Raw genomic sequence first — 16,656 nt, 5'->3', positions numbered from 1 at the left:
ACACCATGAGCGCCCCCCTGAACCCCCCGCAACTGCGTGGCCTGGTGCCCCTCAATGCCCTGACCGAGCGGCAGTGGCGCGAACTGCGCCCGCAGCTGGTGCCCCAGCCGCTGCTGGCGGGGCAGATGCTGTTTCGTCGTGGCGACCACGCCCGCCTCGCCTATTACCTGCTGTCCGGAGCGCTGGAACTGCGTGATGCCTCCGGAGGCGCGACCTTGCTGGAGGCTGGCAGCGAAGCCAGCTGCCATCCGTTGTCGCCCAGCCTGCCGCGCCTGCATGACGCCCTGGCGGTGCGGGACTCGTCGCTGCTGGCCATCGACAGTGCCACCCTGGAACGCCAGCTCACCTGGGGCTCGACGCACCAGGACCTGTTGCTCGAACTCGGTCGCGAGGGCGACAGCGACTGGCTCGAAGCCCTGCTGGCCAGTCCGCTGCTGGTGCGGGTCCCGCCAGCCAATGTCCGCTCCATGCTGCAGCGCCTGCATCGGGTGGCGCTGCCCGCCGGCAGCCAGGTGCTGAGGGAGGGGGAGACGGGGGATTGCTGCTATTTCCTCCAGTCCGGTCGCGCCGAGGTGATCCGTGGCGCCGGCAGCCAGCAGCAGTTGCTGGCGGAGCTGGAGGTGGGCGCCTGCTTCGGCGAGGAGGCGTTGCTGGGGGACTGTCCGCGCAACGCCACGGTCACCCTGCTGGAGGACAGCGTCCTCCAGCGGCTGGATCGCGAGGATTTCATCGACCTGCTCAAGGCGCCGGTGGTGGACCAGGTCAGCCTGGGCGAGGCGGCGCGCCTGCTGGGCGGGGGCGGCCAATGGCTGGATGTGCGCCTGCAGGACGAGTACGAGCGGGCCCATGCGCCCCAGGCACTGAACATGCCGCTGCACCTGCTGCGTCTCAAGGCCCGCCTGCTGGATGGCGAAGGGACCTACCTCTGCTACTGCGACAGCGGCAAGCGCAGTGCCAGCGCCGTGTTCATGCTGTCCCAACTGGGCTATCGCGCCTACGCCCTGCGAGATGGCCTGGATGCCTTGCCGGCCCTGCAGCGGGACGCCCTGATCAGTGAAACCGGCGCCGGTTACCTGGCCCGCTCCGGCGGACGCATCGAGCGCAGCCGCTGATCCGCGCGGGGGCCGCCGGCTTCACAGGGGGGCCAGCGGCCAGCGATCCCCCACCACGAAGACCCGTTCGACTTCCTGCCGGCGGCCCGTGCCGTCGTCGTCCAGGCGCACCAGGAGTTGCGCCGGACTGTCCGGCTGCAGTTGTCCTTGCCAGTGCTCGACGGCCTCGGTTGTCCAGCATTCGTCGGGCGCGCAGGCGGCGGGCGCCAGCCAGGCGCGTCGGGGCAGTACCTGCCAGTGGCCGGAGTCGGCGGCCTGGAGGAAGTCCCCGAGGTCCTGCAGGCGTACCCAGCGGCCCTTGAGATGCCGTGGGTTCACGCCACGCGGTGCGGTGCAGTCCCCCGGCCAGGGATAGAAGAGGTAGCCGCCGAGCCAGAGTTCGGCGCTGGCGTTCCCGGCATCCAGCAGGGCCAGGGCCGCGCGACTCTCCGGGCCGGCCGAGAGTGGCAGCTGGTGCTGGCTCAGGTGGTCCAGCTTGAGGTCGAGCCGGTCGTGGCTGCCCGGGCCGATCCAGTCCGCCGGGTCCTGGCCGTCGCCATGGCGGGGGCCCAGGTAGAGCTTGATGGCCAGCTCCAGGTGGTGCACGCCTTCGGCGTCCCGCAGCAGCAGGTCCAGCTCGCCGAGGGTCTGGCCGCCGATGCGGATCGGCAGGTTGGCCGCCAGCAGCTCGACGCCCGGAGACTGGCGCAGGGCGAACTGCCAGAGTCGCTCGTAGTAGAGGCCCAGGCGCCGGTTGGGCGCCTGGGCCAGCCAGGACTCCAGGGGAGCCGGTTGCCGGTCCAGGCGCAGCAGCCAATCCGCCAGGTCGCCCGGACGACGTGCCCAGTCGCTGGCCGTCAGGGGGTGGCGCTGGCGCCAGGGCGACTGGCTCAGCAGGGGCGGGGAGAGCAGGGCCCAGGCCAGGTCGCGCACGACGGGGCGGTGCAACTGGCGGGGCAGGTCGGTGAGGCTGTCGAAAGGGTGCATGCTGCGAGCATAGCTGACGGCGGTTTGCCGCTCTCAGTCGCCTTACTCCATAATTCCGCCATTCACCCACCCCGCACTACCGCCCTGGAGCCCCATGGAGCAATTCCGCAATATCGGCATCATCGGTCGCCTGGGCAGCCCCCACGTACTGGATACCATTCGCCGACTCAAGCGATTCCTGCTGGATCGCCACCTGCACGTGATCCTCGAGGACACCATTGCCGAAGTGCTGCCGGGCCATGGCCTGCAGACCTCGTCGCGGAAGATCCTCGGCGAGGTGTGCGACCTGGTGATCGTGGTGGGCGGCGACGGCAGCATGCTGGGTGCGGCCCGCGCGCTGGCGCGGCACAACGTCCCGGTGCTGGGCGTCAACCGTGGCAGCCTGGGCTTCCTCACCGACATCCGCCCCGACGAGCTGGAAGTGAAGGTGGCCGAGGTGCTGGACGGCCGCTTCAGCGTCGAGAACCGTTTCCTGCTGGAGGCCGAGGTGCGTCGACACGGGGAAGCCATCGGCCAGGGCGATGCCCTGAACGACGTGGTGCTGCACCCCGGCAAATCGACCCGGATGATCGAGTTCGAGCTGCACATCGACGGCCAGTTCGTCTGCAGCCAGAAGGCCGACGGCCTGATCATCGCCACCCCCACCGGGTCCACCGCCTATGCGCTGTCCGCGGGCGGTCCGATCATGCACCCCAAGCTCGACGCCATCGTCGTCGTGCCCATGTACCCGCACACCCTCTCCAGCCGTCCCATCGTGGTGGACAGCACCAGCGAGCTGAAGATCGTGGTCTCGCCGAACCTGCAGATCTATCCGCTGGTGTCCTGCGACGGCCAGAACCACTTCACCTGCGCCCCCGGCGACACCATCACGGTGCGCAAGAAGCCGCAGAAGCTGCGCCTTATCCACCCCCTGGACCATAACTACTACGAGGTCTGCCGGACCAAGCTGGGTTGGGGTAGCCGTCTCGGCGGAGGCGACTGATGAGCCTCGATCCCGGCCGTGGCTATGACCTGATCGGCGATGTCCACGGGTGCGCCAGGACCCTGGAACACCTGCTGGAGCGCCTGGGTTACCGCAAGCATGGCGACGTCTGGCGTCACCCACAGCGGATGGCGCTGTTCCTCGGCGATATCATCGACCGGGGCCCGCGCATCCGCGAGGCGCTGCACCTGGTACACGCCATGGTGGAGGCGGGCGAGGCACGCTGCATCATGGGCAACCACGAGTTCTACGCCCTGGGCTGGAGCACGCCGGCGCCTCCGGGCAGCGGTCGCCAGTTCGTCCGCGAGCACACGCCGCGCCATGCCCGGCTGATCCGCGAGACCCTGGATCAGTTCGAGGGGCACCCGGCGGACTGGCGGGACTTCCTCGGCTGGTTCCGCGAGCTGCCGCTGTTCATCGACGGCGGTCACTTCCGCATGGTCCACGCCTGCTGGGACACCGCGATGATCGCCGCCCTTCGAGAGATGCACGCCGATGGCCGGGTCGACGAGGCCTTCATCAAGGCCGCCGCCGATCCTTCCAGCTTCGCATCGCGGGTCTTCGATCGCCTGCTGCGGGGCACCGACTTGCCGTTGCCGGAGGGCATGACGCTCACCAGCAGCGATGGTTTCACCCGCTCGGCGTTCCGCACCAAGTTCTGGGCGGAGGACCCGAAGACCTACGGCGACGTGGTGTTCCAGCCCGACGCCCTGCCGGAGGAGGTCGCCAGCCGGCCACTGTCCAAGGCCCATCGCGCTCGCCTGCTCAGCTACGGCGCCCACGAACCCATCCTGTTCGTCGGGCACTACTGGCGACGCGGGCGGCCGGCGCCGATCCGCGGCAACCTGGCCTGCCTGGACTACAGCGCGGTGATGTACGGAAAACTGGTGGCCTACCGGCTGGACCAGGAACACCGGCTGGACCCCGACAAGTTCGTCTGGGTCAATGTGGAACGCCCCGAGGAGCCCCATCTGCCATGAGTGCGGTTGAAGTACTACGCCTGCCACTGACCGTGGACCTGTCCGGTTTCATCGCCCTGCTGCAGCGCCTGGACGTCCCCTACCGGGTCAGCGAGGAATCCGGCGAGCAGGTGCTCTGGGTGCCCGGCCCGCAGCTGGCGGACCAGGTGCGCGGGCTTTACCAGCGCTTCCCCGAGGGCGATCCGCATTTCCAGCTGGCCGACGAGACGCCCCGGCCGTCGCCTCGGGGCAGCGTCCTGGACCAGCTCAAGGCCAGCCGCCTGACCGCCCTGGTGCTGCTGCTGACCCTGGCGGTCGCGGCGCTCACCGGCCTGGGTGACAACTTCGCGACCATCCGCTGGCTGAGCTTCCAGGACTTCCAGATCGAGGGCGAATACCTCTATTTCACGCCGCTGGCCGAGTCCCTGGCCGCAGGGCAGTGGTGGCGACTGGTGACGCCGATGCTGATCCACTTCGGCATCCTCCACCTGGCCATGAACGCCTTGTGGTACTGGGAGCTGGGGCGGCGCATCGAGTCCCGCCAGGGCGGCCTGATGCTCCTGGCGCTGACCCTGGGGTTCAGCCTGGTGTCCAACGGCGTGCAGTACTTCAACAGCGGCCCCTCGTTGTTCGGCGGCTTGTCCGGTGTGCTCTACGGACTGCTCGGCCACTGCTGGGTCTTCCAGCGCCTGGCACCGTGCCCGGCCTACCGCCTGCCGCCCGGGGTGATGGCGATGATGCTGATCTGGCTGCTGGTCTGCCTGTCCGGCCTGATCACCGCGCTCGGCTTCGGCGCCATCGCCAACGGCGCCCACATCGGCGGGCTGGTGGCGGGCTGCGCCACCGGGCTGCTTGGCGGTGCAATAGCGAAAATGCGCCGGTAGAATGCCCGGTCTGTCCCAACTTCCGGTGAGTGGCCCATGTCCTCCTTTGCCCAACTGATCAGCAACATCACCCAGGATGTCTACGAGAGCCTCAAGCTCGCCGTGGAGATCGGCAAATGGCCGGACGGCCGAGTGCTCACCCAGGAGCAGAAGGAGCTGTCGCTGCAGGCCATGATCGCCTGGGAGGCGAAGAACCTGCCGGAGGAGGAGCGCACGGGTTACATGGGCCCGCAGGAATGCAGCTCCAAGTCCGAGCCCATCCCGAACATCCTCTTCAAGTCGAATTCGGTCCACTGATGCGGGAACTAGGACGTGGCGCGCTCACCAAGATGGCGGTGCGCCTTGAGGAACCCGTTCAGTACGCCTTCCGTCTCGACGACGCGGAGATCCCCGCCAATCCGCTGATCGGCCAGGCGCTGCGCCTGGAGTACCTGGGCGCCATCCACTGCATCCATTGCGGGCGAAAGACCAAAACGAGCTTCAGCCAGGGCTACTGCTACCCCTGTTTCACCAAGCTGGCCCAGTGCGACAGCTGCATCATCAGTCCCGAGAAGTGCCATTTCGAGGCGGGCACCTGCCGCGAGCCGGAGTGGGGCGAGCGCTTCTGCATGACCGACCATGTGGTCTACCTGGCCAATTCGACCGGCATCAAGGTGGGCATCACCCGCGCCAGCCAGGTGCCGACCCGCTGGATCGACCAGGGCGCCAGCCAGGCGCTGCCCATCATGCGCGTGGCGACCCGCCAGCAGTCGGGTTTCGTCGAAGACCTGCTGCGGACGCGGGTGGCCGATCGCACCAACTGGCGCGCCATGCTCAAGGGCGAGGTGCCGGCGCTGGACCTGCCGGCGATCCGCGACGAGCTGTTCGAGCACTGCGCGGAGGGCCTGCGCGCACTGCAGGACCGCTTCGGCCTGCAGGCCATCCAGCCGGTCACCGATCTTGCGCCCATCGAGATCAAGTACCCCGTGGATGCCTATCCGACCAAGGTCGTCAGCTTCGACCTGGACAAGACGTCCGTGGTGGAAGGTACGCTGCGGGGTATCAAGGGGCAGTACCTGATCCTCGACACCGGCGTGATCAACCTGCGGAAGTACACCGCCTACCAGTTGGCCATCAGCGCCGCCTGAAGGCTGTCATCAGGGCGTCAGGTCGGTGGGGGAATAGTCCATACTCCGATCTTGACCCATCCATTCCAGCGGCCCGGGGTTCCGTGGCCGCTCCGTACGCGAAGAGACGACCATGCGCACCGAGCAACCGAAAGTCATCTACCTCAAGGACTATCAGGTACCCGACTACCTGATCGACGAGACCAACCTGACCTTCGAGCTGTACGAGGACCACACGCTGGTCCACGCCCAGCTGGTGATGCGCCGCAACCCCGAGGCCGGCGCCGGCCTGCCGCCCCTGGTGCTGGATGGCCAGCAACTGGAGCTGCTGTCGCTGTCCATGGATGACCGTGAGCTGGGGGCCGCCGATTACCAGGTGGACGACAGCCACCTCAGCCTGCAGCCGGTCGCGCCGACCTTCACCCTGGACAGCACGGTGCGCATCCACCCGGAGACCAACACCGCGCTGGAGGGCCTGTACAAGTCCGGCAAGATGTTCTGCACCCAGTGCGAGGCCGAAGGCTTCCGCAAGATCACCTATTACCTCGACCGCCCCGACGTGATGAGCGCCTTCACCACCACGGTGAGTGCGGAGCAGCATCGCTACCCGGTGCTGCTGTCCAACGGCAACCCGGTGGCCAGCGGGTCGGAGGAGGGCGGCCGCCACTGGGCCACCTGGGAAGATCCCTTCAAGAAACCGGCCTACCTCTTCGCCCTGGTGGCCGGCGACCTCTGGTGCGTCGAAGACAGCTTCACCACCATGAGCCAGCGCGAGGTGGCCCTGCGCATCTACGTCGAGCCGGAGAACATCGACAAGGTCCAGCACGCCATGGACAGCCTGAAGAAGTCCATGCGCTGGGACGAGGAGGTCTATGGTCGCGAATATGACCTAGACATCTTCATGATCGTCGCCGTGAACGATTTCAACATGGGCGCCATGGAGAACAAGGGCCTCAACATCTTCAACTCCAGCTGCGTGCTGGCGAAGGCCGAAACCGCCACCGACGCCGCCCACCAGCGGGTGGAGGCGGTGGTCGCCCACGAGTACTTCCATAACTGGTCCGGCAATCGCGTGACCTGCCGTGACTGGTTCCAGCTGTCCCTTAAGGAAGGCTTCACGGTGTTCCGCGACGCGGAGTTCTCCGCCGACATGAACTCGCGCACCGTCAAGCGCATCGAGGACGTGGCCTTCCTGCGGACCAACCAGTTCGCCGAGGACGCCGGTCCGATGGCCCACCCGGTGCGCCCGGATTCCTTCATCGAGATCTCCAACTTCTACACCCTGACCGTCTACGAGAAGGGCTCGGAAGTGGTGCGCATGATCCACACCCTGCTGGGCGCCGAGGGCTTCCGCAAGGGCACCGACCTGTACTTCGAGCGCCATGACGGCCAGGCCGTGACCTGCGACGACTTCGTCAAGGCCATGGAAGACGCCAACGGCATCGACCTCAGCCAGTTCAAGCGCTGGTACAGCCAGGCCGGCACCCCGCGCCTGAGCGTCGAGGAAGCCTTCGACGCCGCCGCCCAGACCTACAGCCTGACTTTCCGCCAGAGCTGTCCGGCCACCCCGGGGCAGGCCGAGAAGCAGCCCTTCGTCATCCCGGTCGAGCTGGGCCTGCTGGACGCCGCCGGCCGTGACCTCCCACTGCGCCTGGCTGGCGAGGCCGAGGCCCAGGGCGGTAATCGGGTGCTCTCGGTCACCGAGGCCGAGCAGACCTTCACCTTCGTCGGCATCGCCGAAAAACCGCTGCCGTCGCTGCTGCGCGGCTTCTCCGCGCCGGTGAAGCTGAACTTCCCCTACAGCCGCGACCAGCTGATGTTCCTGATGCAGCACGATTCCGACGGATTCAACCGCTGGGAAGCGGGCCAGCAGCTCTCCGTGCAGGTGCTGCAGGAGCTGGTCGGCCAGTACCAGCGTGGCGAAGCCCTGGTGCTCGACCAGCGCCTGGTGGATGCCTTCCGCACCCTGCTGGAGGACGCCACCCTGGATCAGGCCATGGTGGCGGAAATGCTCTCGCTGCCCAGCGAGGCCTACCTCACCGAGATCAGCGACGTGGCTGATGTGGACGCCATCCACGCCGCTCGCGAATTCGCTCGCCAGTCCATCGGCCAGGCCCTGTTCCAGCCGCTGCTGGCGCGCTACCAGGCCAACCGGGCGATTTCCCGTGACACGGCCTACAAGGCCGAAGCGGACCATATCGCCCGGCGTACCCTGCAGAACATCGCCCTGTCCTACCTGATGCAGAGCGGTCGCGGGGAAGTGCTGGACGCCTGCCTGGAGCAGTTCGACGCGTGCGACAACATGACCGAGCGCCTGTCCGCCCTGGCCGTCCTCGTGAATTCCGGCTTCGAGCGGGAGAAGGCCGATGCCCTGGCGCGCTTCGCCGAGTACTTCAAGGACGATCCCCTGGTCATGGACCAGTGGTTCAGCGTGCAGGCCGGCTGCGGGCTGCCGGGTGGGCTGGAGCGGGTCAAGGCGCTGATGGAGCATCCGGCGTTCACCCTGAAGAATCCCAACAAGGTCCGCGCCCTGATCGGCGCCTTCGCCAACCAGAACCTGGTGAACTTCCACCGGGCCGATGGCGAGGGCTATCGCTTCCTGGCCGACCATGTGATCACCCTCAACGCCTTCAACCCGCAGATCGCCTCCCGCCAGTTGGCGCCGCTCACCCGCTGGCGCAAGTACGACGCGGGTCGCCAGCAACTGATGAAGGCCGAGCTGGAGCGCATCCTCGCCTCGGGCGAGCTGTCCAGTGACGTGTTCGAGGTCGTCAGCAAGAGCCTCGCCTGACCCTGCCGACGGCCCGTCCAGGCGGGTCGTCCACCCCTCCGCACCGCCTTTCCCCGAAGTGTTACCGGTCAGCGCCGGTAACACTTTTTTGTTACTCAAGGAAATAACCCTTGGCGTGCTTATGCGCGGAGGGACTGAAAACACTGCATTTCACTTGACCAGGCAGCTTTCGGTAGGGACGTACATGCCCTGCAAGTGTGATCTTGAGTGACAAATCGAGCCAGATCGTCCGACAAGATCGGACAGAAAATCGGTTATTGGTCAGTGGATGATCAGTCACTTGTTTGACAATTTTTCGTCGCCGGAACCGGGGTTGTTTTTTGACGACTGCGAGTGACTTGGCACCATGGTTGCAACGCCGCTGCCGATCTAGCCCCGTTTCGGTGCATCGGGAACGGGGAGTGCTCTGCGCTGGGGATTTCCTGCCGAAGCAGACCAGGCCGCCCGGAGCGGCTGGACAAACAAGCCCGCCTGACGGGCAGCCAATAACAAAGTGATCAGTCCACGGAGTAAGACTCGATGGAACTCAAGTCCCGTAAGCCCCTATTGCGTTTTGCGCCGGCCAAGGCAGGCTTCGCCTTCGCCGGCATCCTCCCCCTGCTGGTGGCGGCTCAGGCCCAGGCGGTGGAGTTCAGCTTCGCCAACGACGAAATTTCCGGTTCCCTCGATACCACCGTCTCCTACGGCCAGCTGTGGCGCGTCCAGGGCCGGGACAAGTCCAACGACGACATCAATACCAACGACGGCAACCGCAACTTCGACACCGGGCTGGTTTCCGAGGTGTACAAGATCACCTCCGACCTGGAAGCCACCTACAAGAACTACGGCCTGTTCGTGCGCGGTACCGCTTTCTATGACACCCAGATCATGGACAAGCGCAACGACTACTACGACAACAACAACCCGGGCCAGCCGAGCCAGAACTTCCCCAAGGATGACAGCTTCACCTACGAGACCCGCCACAAGGCCGGTCGCGATGCGCAGATCCTCGACGCCTACCTCTATGGCAACTGGGACGTGGCCGACATGCCGGTCACCGGCCGTATCGGCAAGCAGGTGTTCAACTGGGGCGAGGGCGTCTTCTACCGGGGCGGCGTGAACACCACCAACCCGGTGGACGCCGCCAAGTTCCGCCTGCCGGGCTCGGAGCTGAAGGAAGTGCTGGTGCCGGTGGAGGCCCTGAGCTTCAACCTCGGCCTGACCGAGAACCTGTCCATGGAGACCTTCTACCAGTGGAACTGGAAGGAGTCGGCCATCGACCCGGTGGGCACCTACTACTCGGAAACCGACCTGTTCGCCGATGGCGGCAACACCGCTTACTCGACCCAGCCGCGCCTGCAGCCGCTGGCCGGCCTCTACAGCGGCTTCAGCGCCCTGGGCGTGGGCGGCCTGCAAGGCGGCCGCACCGTGGACGCCAATGGCGTGATCAAGGTGGCTTCCGTCGGTCCTGATATCAACGCGAAGAACGATGGCCAGTTCGGCGTCGCCTTCCGCTATATCGCGGAAGAATTGAACTCCACCGAGTTCGGCTTCTATTTCGTGAACTACCACGCCAAGGAGCCGACCATCTCGGCCAACCTGGGTGACTACGCCGGTCTCGACCTGGCCCAGATCGCCGGCCAGGCCGCTACCGTCCTCGCACCCCAGGTGCAGCAGGCCGTCGCTGCCGGGGCAGGAATCAGCGTTCCCCAGCTGCAGGCCGTGCTGGCCAACCCGGCCCTCAACCCGGCGCTGGCCCAGGCGTACTCCAACGCGCTCACCGCCGCCGCCACCACCGCTGCCGGCGGCCTGGCGACCATCGACGTGGCGAATGCCGTCCAGGCCCAGCGCGAGTACGTCGAAGACATCCGCATGTACGGCCTCAGCTTCAACACCACCGTGGGCAACGCCTCGGTGTTCGGCGAACTGGCCTACCGTCCGAACCTGCCCATCGGCGTCGCCACCACCAACGACCTGCTGGGTGACCTGCTGCTCCAGGCGCCGCAACTGTCGGCTGGCGGCGTGGTGAACATCGGCGGGCAGAATGTCCAGCTGGGCGATTCGATCCATAACTACGAGCGCGTGGAGGCCTTCAACACCTCCCTGGGCACCATCTATAACTTCGGCCCGTCCCTGTCCTTCGACTCCCTGTTCGGCGTGGCCGAGCTGGCGTCCGAGCACCTGCGCGGCAGCGACCTGCAGTACACCGCCTTCAACGGGCAGAAGCGCTACTACTCCGGTCGTGGCAACAACTCCTACGTGTCCGGCGGCGATCGTGACGACCAGGTCAACAAGAACGCCTACGGCTACACCCTGCTGCTGTCCGGTACCTGGAACGACGTCTACGCGGGCGTGAACATCTCCCCCTACGTCGTCTACAAGGACGACTTCGAGGGCAACTCCTACCAGACCGGCAACTTCATCGAAGGTCGCAAGGCCTACACCCTGGGCGTCAAGGCCAGCTACCTGAACAGCCTGGAAGCCGAGCTGCAGTACACCGAGTTCTTCGGCGGCGGCCAGAACAACTCGGTTCGTGACCGCGACAACATCGGCTTCAACGTCAAGTACTCCTTCTAAGCACAAGAACAATACGGGCGCCTGAAGGCGCCCGATACAGACTCATCACGGAGACTCCTCATGCTGAAAAAGCTTTCGCTGATTAGCGCCGCAGTAGCCCTGGCGCTTACCGCCAGCAACGCCCTGGCCCTGGTTTCTGCCCAGGACGCGGCCAAGCTGGGCGCCAGCCTGACCCCCTTCGGCGCCGAGAAGGCCGGCAACGCCGCAGGCACCATTCCCGAGTGGAACGGTGGCATCACCCAGGCCCCCGCTGGCTACAAGTCCGGCAAGCACCACGTCGATCCGTTCCCGGAAGACAAGCCGCTGTTCACCATCACCAAGGCCAACCTGGACCAGTACAAGGCCAACCTGACCCCCGGCCAGATCGCCCTGTTCAACGCCTATCCCGACAGCTTCCAGATGCCGGTCTACCAGACCCGCCGCTCCGGTTCCGCGCCGCAGTGGGTCTATGACAACACCGTCAAGAACGCCACCACCGCCAAGCTGCTCGACGGCGGCAACGGTTTCGCCGACGCCTACGGCGGCATCCCGTTCCCGATTCCGCAGAGCGGCGTGGAAGCCCTGTGGAACCACGTCACCCGCTATCGCGGCACCTACATCGTGCGTCGCGCCTCCGAAGTGGCCGTGCAGCGCAACGGTGACTACTCCCTGGTGACCTCGCAGCAGGAAGCCCTGTTCAAGTACTACAACCCGCAGGGTTCGTACGCCGACCTGAACAACATCCTCTTCTACTACCTGTCCTTCACCAAGAGCCCGGCGCGTCTGGCCGGTGGCGCGACCCTGGTTCACGAGACCCTGGACCAGGTGAAGGAACCCCGCCAGGCCTGGGGCTACAACGCCGGCCAGCGCCGCGTGCGCCGTGCGCCGAACCTGGCCTACGACACCCCGATCGCCGCCGCCGACGGCCTGCGTACCGCCGACGACACCGACATGTTCAACGGTGCCCCGGACCGCTACGACTGGAAGCTGGTGGGCAAGAAGGAAATCTACATCCCGTACAACAACTACAAGGTCTCCAGCCCTGAGGTTAAGTACGAGGAACTGCTGCAGCCTGGCCACCTGAATCCGGCTGTCACCCGTAACGAACTGCACCGCGTGTGGGTCGTGGAAGGCACCCTGAAGTCGGGCGCTCGCCACATCTACTCCAAGCGCACCCTGTTCCTCGACGAGGACAGCTGGCAAGCCGCGGTGGTGGACCAGTACGACGGTCGTGGCGAGCTGTGGCGCGTCTCGGTGGCCTACCTGAAGAACTACTACGATCTGCCGACCACCTGGTCCGCGCTGGACGTGTTCCACGACCTGCAGGCCCGTCGCTACCACGTGCAGAACCTGGATAACGAAGAGCCGAGCACCATCGACTTCACCCAGGCCGTGTCGGACGATGGCTACTTCAAGCCGTCCGCCCTGCGTCGCCGCGGCACCCGCTGATCGATACCCCGCCCAAGGAAAAGAAGGCCGCTACCCTGTAGCGGCCTTCTTATTTGGAGCCGGGGCATCTGCGGCCCGACCCCCTTGCATCCGGATCAGGGGTCGGCTGCCGGCTCCGAGGCGCCTTGCCGCTCGCGGAGCCTGTTACAGAGCGCCACCTGCGCTTAACAAAACATAACGTCCCGCTGATTGTGCAGCGTTTTCAAAGCTGGCTAGGATTAGCTCGCTGCCTGCCTGGGCAGCTCCACCTATAACAATAAGGGGAAAGGTGTATGAGTGAGCCCGTCATGCGGCGCACCCGGTCCGGCCTCACCGTGGAGGCTCTCCACACGCCGGCGTTCCGCTTCCACTCGCCGCTGGCCAAAGCGCTCTCGCTGTTCAGTGTGCTCTCCATCCTTGCCGCAGCCGTCGCGCCTGTTTCCGTGTCCGCCGCGTCGCCCGATGCGCCGGTCTTCGCCATCGAATCACCCAAGGCGGTGAGCAGCCTTCTGCTCGACGTCGCCCACGCCGGCAAGCGCCTGGTGGCCGTCGGTGATCGTGGCCACATCCTCTACTCCGATGACGACGGCAAGTCCTGGACCCAGGCCAAGGTGCCCAGTCGCCAGATGCTGACCGCCGTCTTTTTCCTCGATGACAAGAAAGGCTGGGCCGTCGGCCATGACGCGCAGATCCTCGCCAGCGAGGATGGCGGTGCCACCTGGGCCCTGCAGTTCCAGGACCTGGAGCGCGAAGCGCCGCTGCTGGACATCTGGTTCAAGGACGCCGACACCGGCTTTGCCGTCGGTGCCTACGGCGCCCTGCTGAGCACCCGAGACGGCGGCCGGAACTGGGAAGACGTCAGCGACCGCCTGGACAACGAAGATCAGTACCACCTCAATGCCATCGCCACCGTGAAGGATTCCGGCCTGTTCGTGGTCGGCGAGATGGGCAGCATGTTCCGCTCCGCCGACTGGGGCGAAACCTGGGAGCGCCTCGAAGGCCCCTACGAGGGTTCGCTGTTCGGCGTGCTCGGCACCGGCGAGACCGGTGGCGTGATCGCCTATGGCCTGCGTGGCCATCTGTTCCGCTCCGCCGACTTCGGCGCCACCTGGGAGACCATTCCCCTGAGCGCCGGCAACGGCGAGCTGGAGTTCGGACTGTCCGGTGGCACCCTGCTGCCCGACGGCAGCCTGGTGGTGGTCGGCCACGGTGGCAGCGTGCTGAAGAGCACCGATGGCGGCCGGAGCTTCAAGGTGGTGAACCGCAGCGATCGACTGTCGCTGGCCGCTGTCACCGCTGACGACAAGGGCAACCTGATCCTGGTGGGACAGGGCGGTGTACGCGTAGCGTCGCCGACCGGCGCCGAGCTGGGCCAACTATAAGAACAAGGCGGAGAGTTTCGATGAGTACCCATCACCAGGACAAGGCGACCTTCCTGGAACGCCTGATCTTCAACAACCGGCCGACCGTGATCATTCTCTGTCTGCTGACGACCCTCTTCCTGGCCTGGCAGGCGCTGCAGGTCCGGCCGTCCACCAGCTTCGAGAAGATGATCCCGCTCCATCATCCCTACATCCAGAAGATGATCGAGCACCGCAACGACCTGGCCAACCTGGGCAACACCGTGCGCATCTCGGTGGAAGCCAAGGACGGCGACATCTTCAACAAGGACTACATGGAGACCCTGCGTCAGATCCACGACGAGGTCTTCTACATTCCGGGTGTCGATCGCTCCGGCCTGAAGTCCCTGTGGAGCCCCAGCGTGCGCTGGACCGAGGTGACCGAGGAAGGCTTCGCCGGTGGCGAAGTGATCCCGCAGACCTACGACGGTTCCGAGGCGAGCCTGGAAGAGCTGCGCAACAACGTGCTCAAGTCCGGCCAGATCGGTCGCCTGGTGGCCAACAACTTCAAGTCCAGCATCATCGACGTGCCGCTGCTGGAGTCCTACCCGGACCCCAGCGACCAGGGCAAGCTGATGAAGCTGGACTATCGCCAGTTCTCCCATGAGCTGGAAGAGAAGATCCGCGACAAGTACCAGCTTCAGAACGCCAACGTGAAGATCCACATCGTCGGCTTCGCGAAGAAGGTGGGCGACCTGATCGATGGCCTGATGATGGTGGTGGCCTTCTTCGGCATCGCCTTCCTGATCACCCTGGTGCTGCTCTACTGGTTCAGCTGGTGCATCCGCAGCACCATCTCCGTGCTGTCCACCACCCTGATCGCGGTGATCTGGCAACTGGGCCTGATGCATCTGGCGGGGTTCGGCCTGGACCCCTATTCCATGCTGGTGCCCTTCCTGATCTTCGCCATCGGCATCTCCCATGGCGTGCAGAAGATCAACGGTATCGCCCTGCAATCCAGTGATTCCGACAATGCCCTGACGGCGGCGCGACGCACCTTCCGCCAGCTGTTCCTGCCCGGCATGATCGCCATCCTGGTGGACGCCGTGGGCTTCATCACCCTGCTGGTCATCGATATCGGCGTGATCCGCGAGCTGGCCATCGGCGCCTCCATCGGCGTGGGTGTCATCGTCTTCACCAACCTGATCCTGCTGCCGGTTGCCATCTCCTACATCGGCATCAGCAAGAAGGCCATCGAGCGCAGCAAGCGCGACGCCCAGCGCGATCATCGCTTCTGGCGCCTGCTGTCCAATTTCGCCCATCCGGTGGTGGCGCCCATTTCCGTGGTGATCGCCCTGATCGCCTTCGGTGGCGGCCTCTGGTACAGCCAGAACCTGAAGATCGGCGACCTCGACCAGGGGGCTCCGGAACTGCGCCCGGACTCGCGCTACAACCAGGACAACAACTTCATCATCAACAACTACTCCACCAGCTCCGACGTCCTGGTGGTCATGGTCAAGACCGGCCCCGAAGGCTGCTCCACCCATGACACCCTGGCGCCGGTGGACGAGCTGATGTGGAAGATGGAGAACACGCCGGGCGTGCAATCCGCCATCTCCATGGTCACCGTCTCCAAGCAGGTGATCAAAGGGATGAACGAAGGCAACCTGAAGTGGGAAACCCTGTCCCGCAACCAGGACGTGCTGAACAACTCCATCAGCCGCGCCGAAGGCCTGTACAACTCCGACTGCTCCCTGGCGCCGGTGCTGGTGTTCCTCAACGACCACAAGGCCGAGACCCTGAGCCGCGCGGTGGATGCCGTCGAGGCGTTCGCCAAGGAGCACAACAAGGAAGGGCTGGAGTTCATGCTGGCGGCGGGTAACGCCGGTATCGAGGCGGCCACCAACGAGGTGATCGCCCAGGCCGAACTGACCATCCTGATCCTGGTGTACATCTGCGTCGCCGTGATGTGCCTGCTGACCTTCCGCTCCGTGGCGGCCACCCTGTGCATCGTGTTGCCCTTGATCCTCACCTCGGTGCTGGGCAACGCGCTGATGGCCTTCCTCGGCATCGGCGTGAAAGTGGCCACCCTGCCGGTGATCGCGCTCGGCGTGGGCATCGGCGTGGACTACGGCATCTACATCTACAGCCGCCTGGAAAGCTTCCTGCGTGCCGGGCTGCCGCTGCAGGAGGCCTACTACCAGACCCTGAAGTCCACCGGCAAGGCCGTGCTCTTCACCGGCCTGTGCCTGGCCATCGGCGTGGTCACCTGGATCTTCTCCGCCATCAAGTTCCAGGCGGACATGGGCCTGATGCTGACCTTCATGCTCCTCTGGAACATGTTCGGCGCCCTCTGGCTGCTGCCGGCCCTGGCGCGCTTCCTGATCAAGCCCGAGAAGCTGGCGGGCAAGGTCGGCGGTTCGCTGCTGGCCCACTGATCCATCGAGGCAATGAAAGAACCGCGGCCCTGGCCGCGGTTTTTTTATGGGCGGTGAGTCCCGCTGCGTTGCCCTGCGGGTAACGACACCCTGCGGTGGTGCAGATGATTCGCCG

The 16,656-nt window shown here is 65.6% G+C and carries 12 protein-coding genes; 11 read left to right on the top strand and 1 reads right to left on the bottom strand.

The features are described 5' to 3' along the window. Positions 1-5: 5 nt before the first annotated feature. Positions 6-1,112, top strand: a complete 1,107-nt coding sequence (locus KF707C_RS17820; RefSeq protein WP_003456413.1) for a cyclic nucleotide-binding domain-containing protein — start codon at positions 6-8, stop codon at positions 1,110-1,112. Positions 1,113-1,133: 21 nt separating this feature from the next. Here KF707C_RS17820 and KF707C_RS17815 read toward each other — a convergent pair whose 3' ends face one another. Continuing rightward, positions 1,134-2,078, bottom strand: a complete 945-nt coding sequence (locus KF707C_RS17815; RefSeq protein ID WP_003456411.1) for a DUF1853 family protein — start codon at positions 2,076-2,078, stop codon at positions 1,134-1,136. Between the two features lie 94 nt (positions 2,079-2,172). Here KF707C_RS17815 and KF707C_RS17810 point away from each other — a divergent pair, with 94 nt between their 5' ends. The 10 genes from KF707C_RS17810 (at position 2,173) to KF707C_RS17765 (ending at position 16,541) form a co-directional block, all read left to right on the top strand. Beyond that, a complete protein-coding gene (locus KF707C_RS17810) occupies positions 2,173-3,060 on the top strand; it encodes an NAD(+) kinase (RefSeq protein ID WP_003456409.1) in 888 nt (295 codons plus the stop codon). After that, entirely contained in the window at positions 3,060-4,040 is a 981-nt protein-coding gene (locus KF707C_RS17805) for a metallophosphoesterase (protein ID WP_003456408.1), read from the top strand. The genes KF707C_RS17810 and KF707C_RS17805 overlap by 1 nt, the downstream gene beginning before the upstream one ends. Further along, the gene (locus tag KF707C_RS17800) at positions 4,037-4,903 is read left to right on the top strand and encodes a rhomboid family intramembrane serine protease (protein WP_003456406.1); all 867 of its coding nucleotides are present in this window, start codon (positions 4,037-4,039) and stop codon (positions 4,901-4,903) included. Before KF707C_RS17805 ends, KF707C_RS17800 begins: the two co-directional genes overlap by 4 nt. Positions 4,904-4,939: 36 nt before the next feature. Further along, on the top strand, positions 4,940-5,200 hold the full coding sequence (locus KF707C_RS17795) for a YeaC family protein (protein WP_003456404.1): 261 nt from the start codon (positions 4,940-4,942) through the stop codon (positions 5,198-5,200). Next, positions 5,200-6,030, top strand: coding sequence for a DUF2797 domain-containing protein (locus KF707C_RS17790; RefSeq protein WP_036993996.1), 831 nt, complete (start codon positions 5,200-5,202; stop codon positions 6,028-6,030). The genes KF707C_RS17795 and KF707C_RS17790 overlap by 1 nt, the downstream gene beginning before the upstream one ends. Before the next feature lie 112 nt (positions 6,031-6,142). Further along, positions 6,143-8,800 carry an aminopeptidase N gene (gene pepN / locus KF707C_RS17785; RefSeq protein WP_003456401.1) on the top strand — a complete coding sequence of 886 codons (2,658 nt, stop codon included), beginning with the start codon at positions 6,143-6,145 and terminating at the stop codon, positions 8,798-8,800. A 519-nt stretch (positions 8,801-9,319) separates the two neighbouring features. Beyond that, on the top strand, positions 9,320-11,356 hold the full coding sequence (locus tag KF707C_RS17780; RefSeq protein ID WP_003456399.1) for a DUF1302 domain-containing protein: 2,037 nt from the start codon (positions 9,320-9,322) through the stop codon (positions 11,354-11,356). Between the two features lie 60 nt (positions 11,357-11,416). Next, positions 11,417-12,784, top strand: a complete 1,368-nt coding sequence (locus KF707C_RS17775; protein WP_003456398.1) for a DUF1329 domain-containing protein — start codon at positions 11,417-11,419, stop codon at positions 12,782-12,784. Positions 12,785-13,056: 272 nt separating this feature from the next. Then, the gene (locus tag KF707C_RS17770; RefSeq protein WP_036993995.1) at positions 13,057-14,145 is read left to right on the top strand and encodes a WD40/YVTN/BNR-like repeat-containing protein; all 1,089 of its coding nucleotides are present in this window, start codon (positions 13,057-13,059) and stop codon (positions 14,143-14,145) included. A 20-nt stretch (positions 14,146-14,165) separates the two neighbouring features. Continuing rightward, entirely contained in the window at positions 14,166-16,541 is a 2,376-nt protein-coding gene (locus tag KF707C_RS17765) for an efflux RND transporter permease subunit (RefSeq protein WP_003456395.1), read from the top strand. The last annotated feature ends 115 nt before the right edge of the window (positions 16,542-16,656 follow it).

Source organism: Pseudomonas furukawaii (genome assembly GCF_002355475.1).
Lineage (GTDB): Bacteria > Pseudomonadota > Gammaproteobacteria > Pseudomonadales > Pseudomonadaceae > Metapseudomonas > Metapseudomonas furukawaii.
The sequence above is the reverse complement of the archived record's forward strand: the minus strand, read 5'-3'. Positions and strand labels throughout refer to the sequence as shown.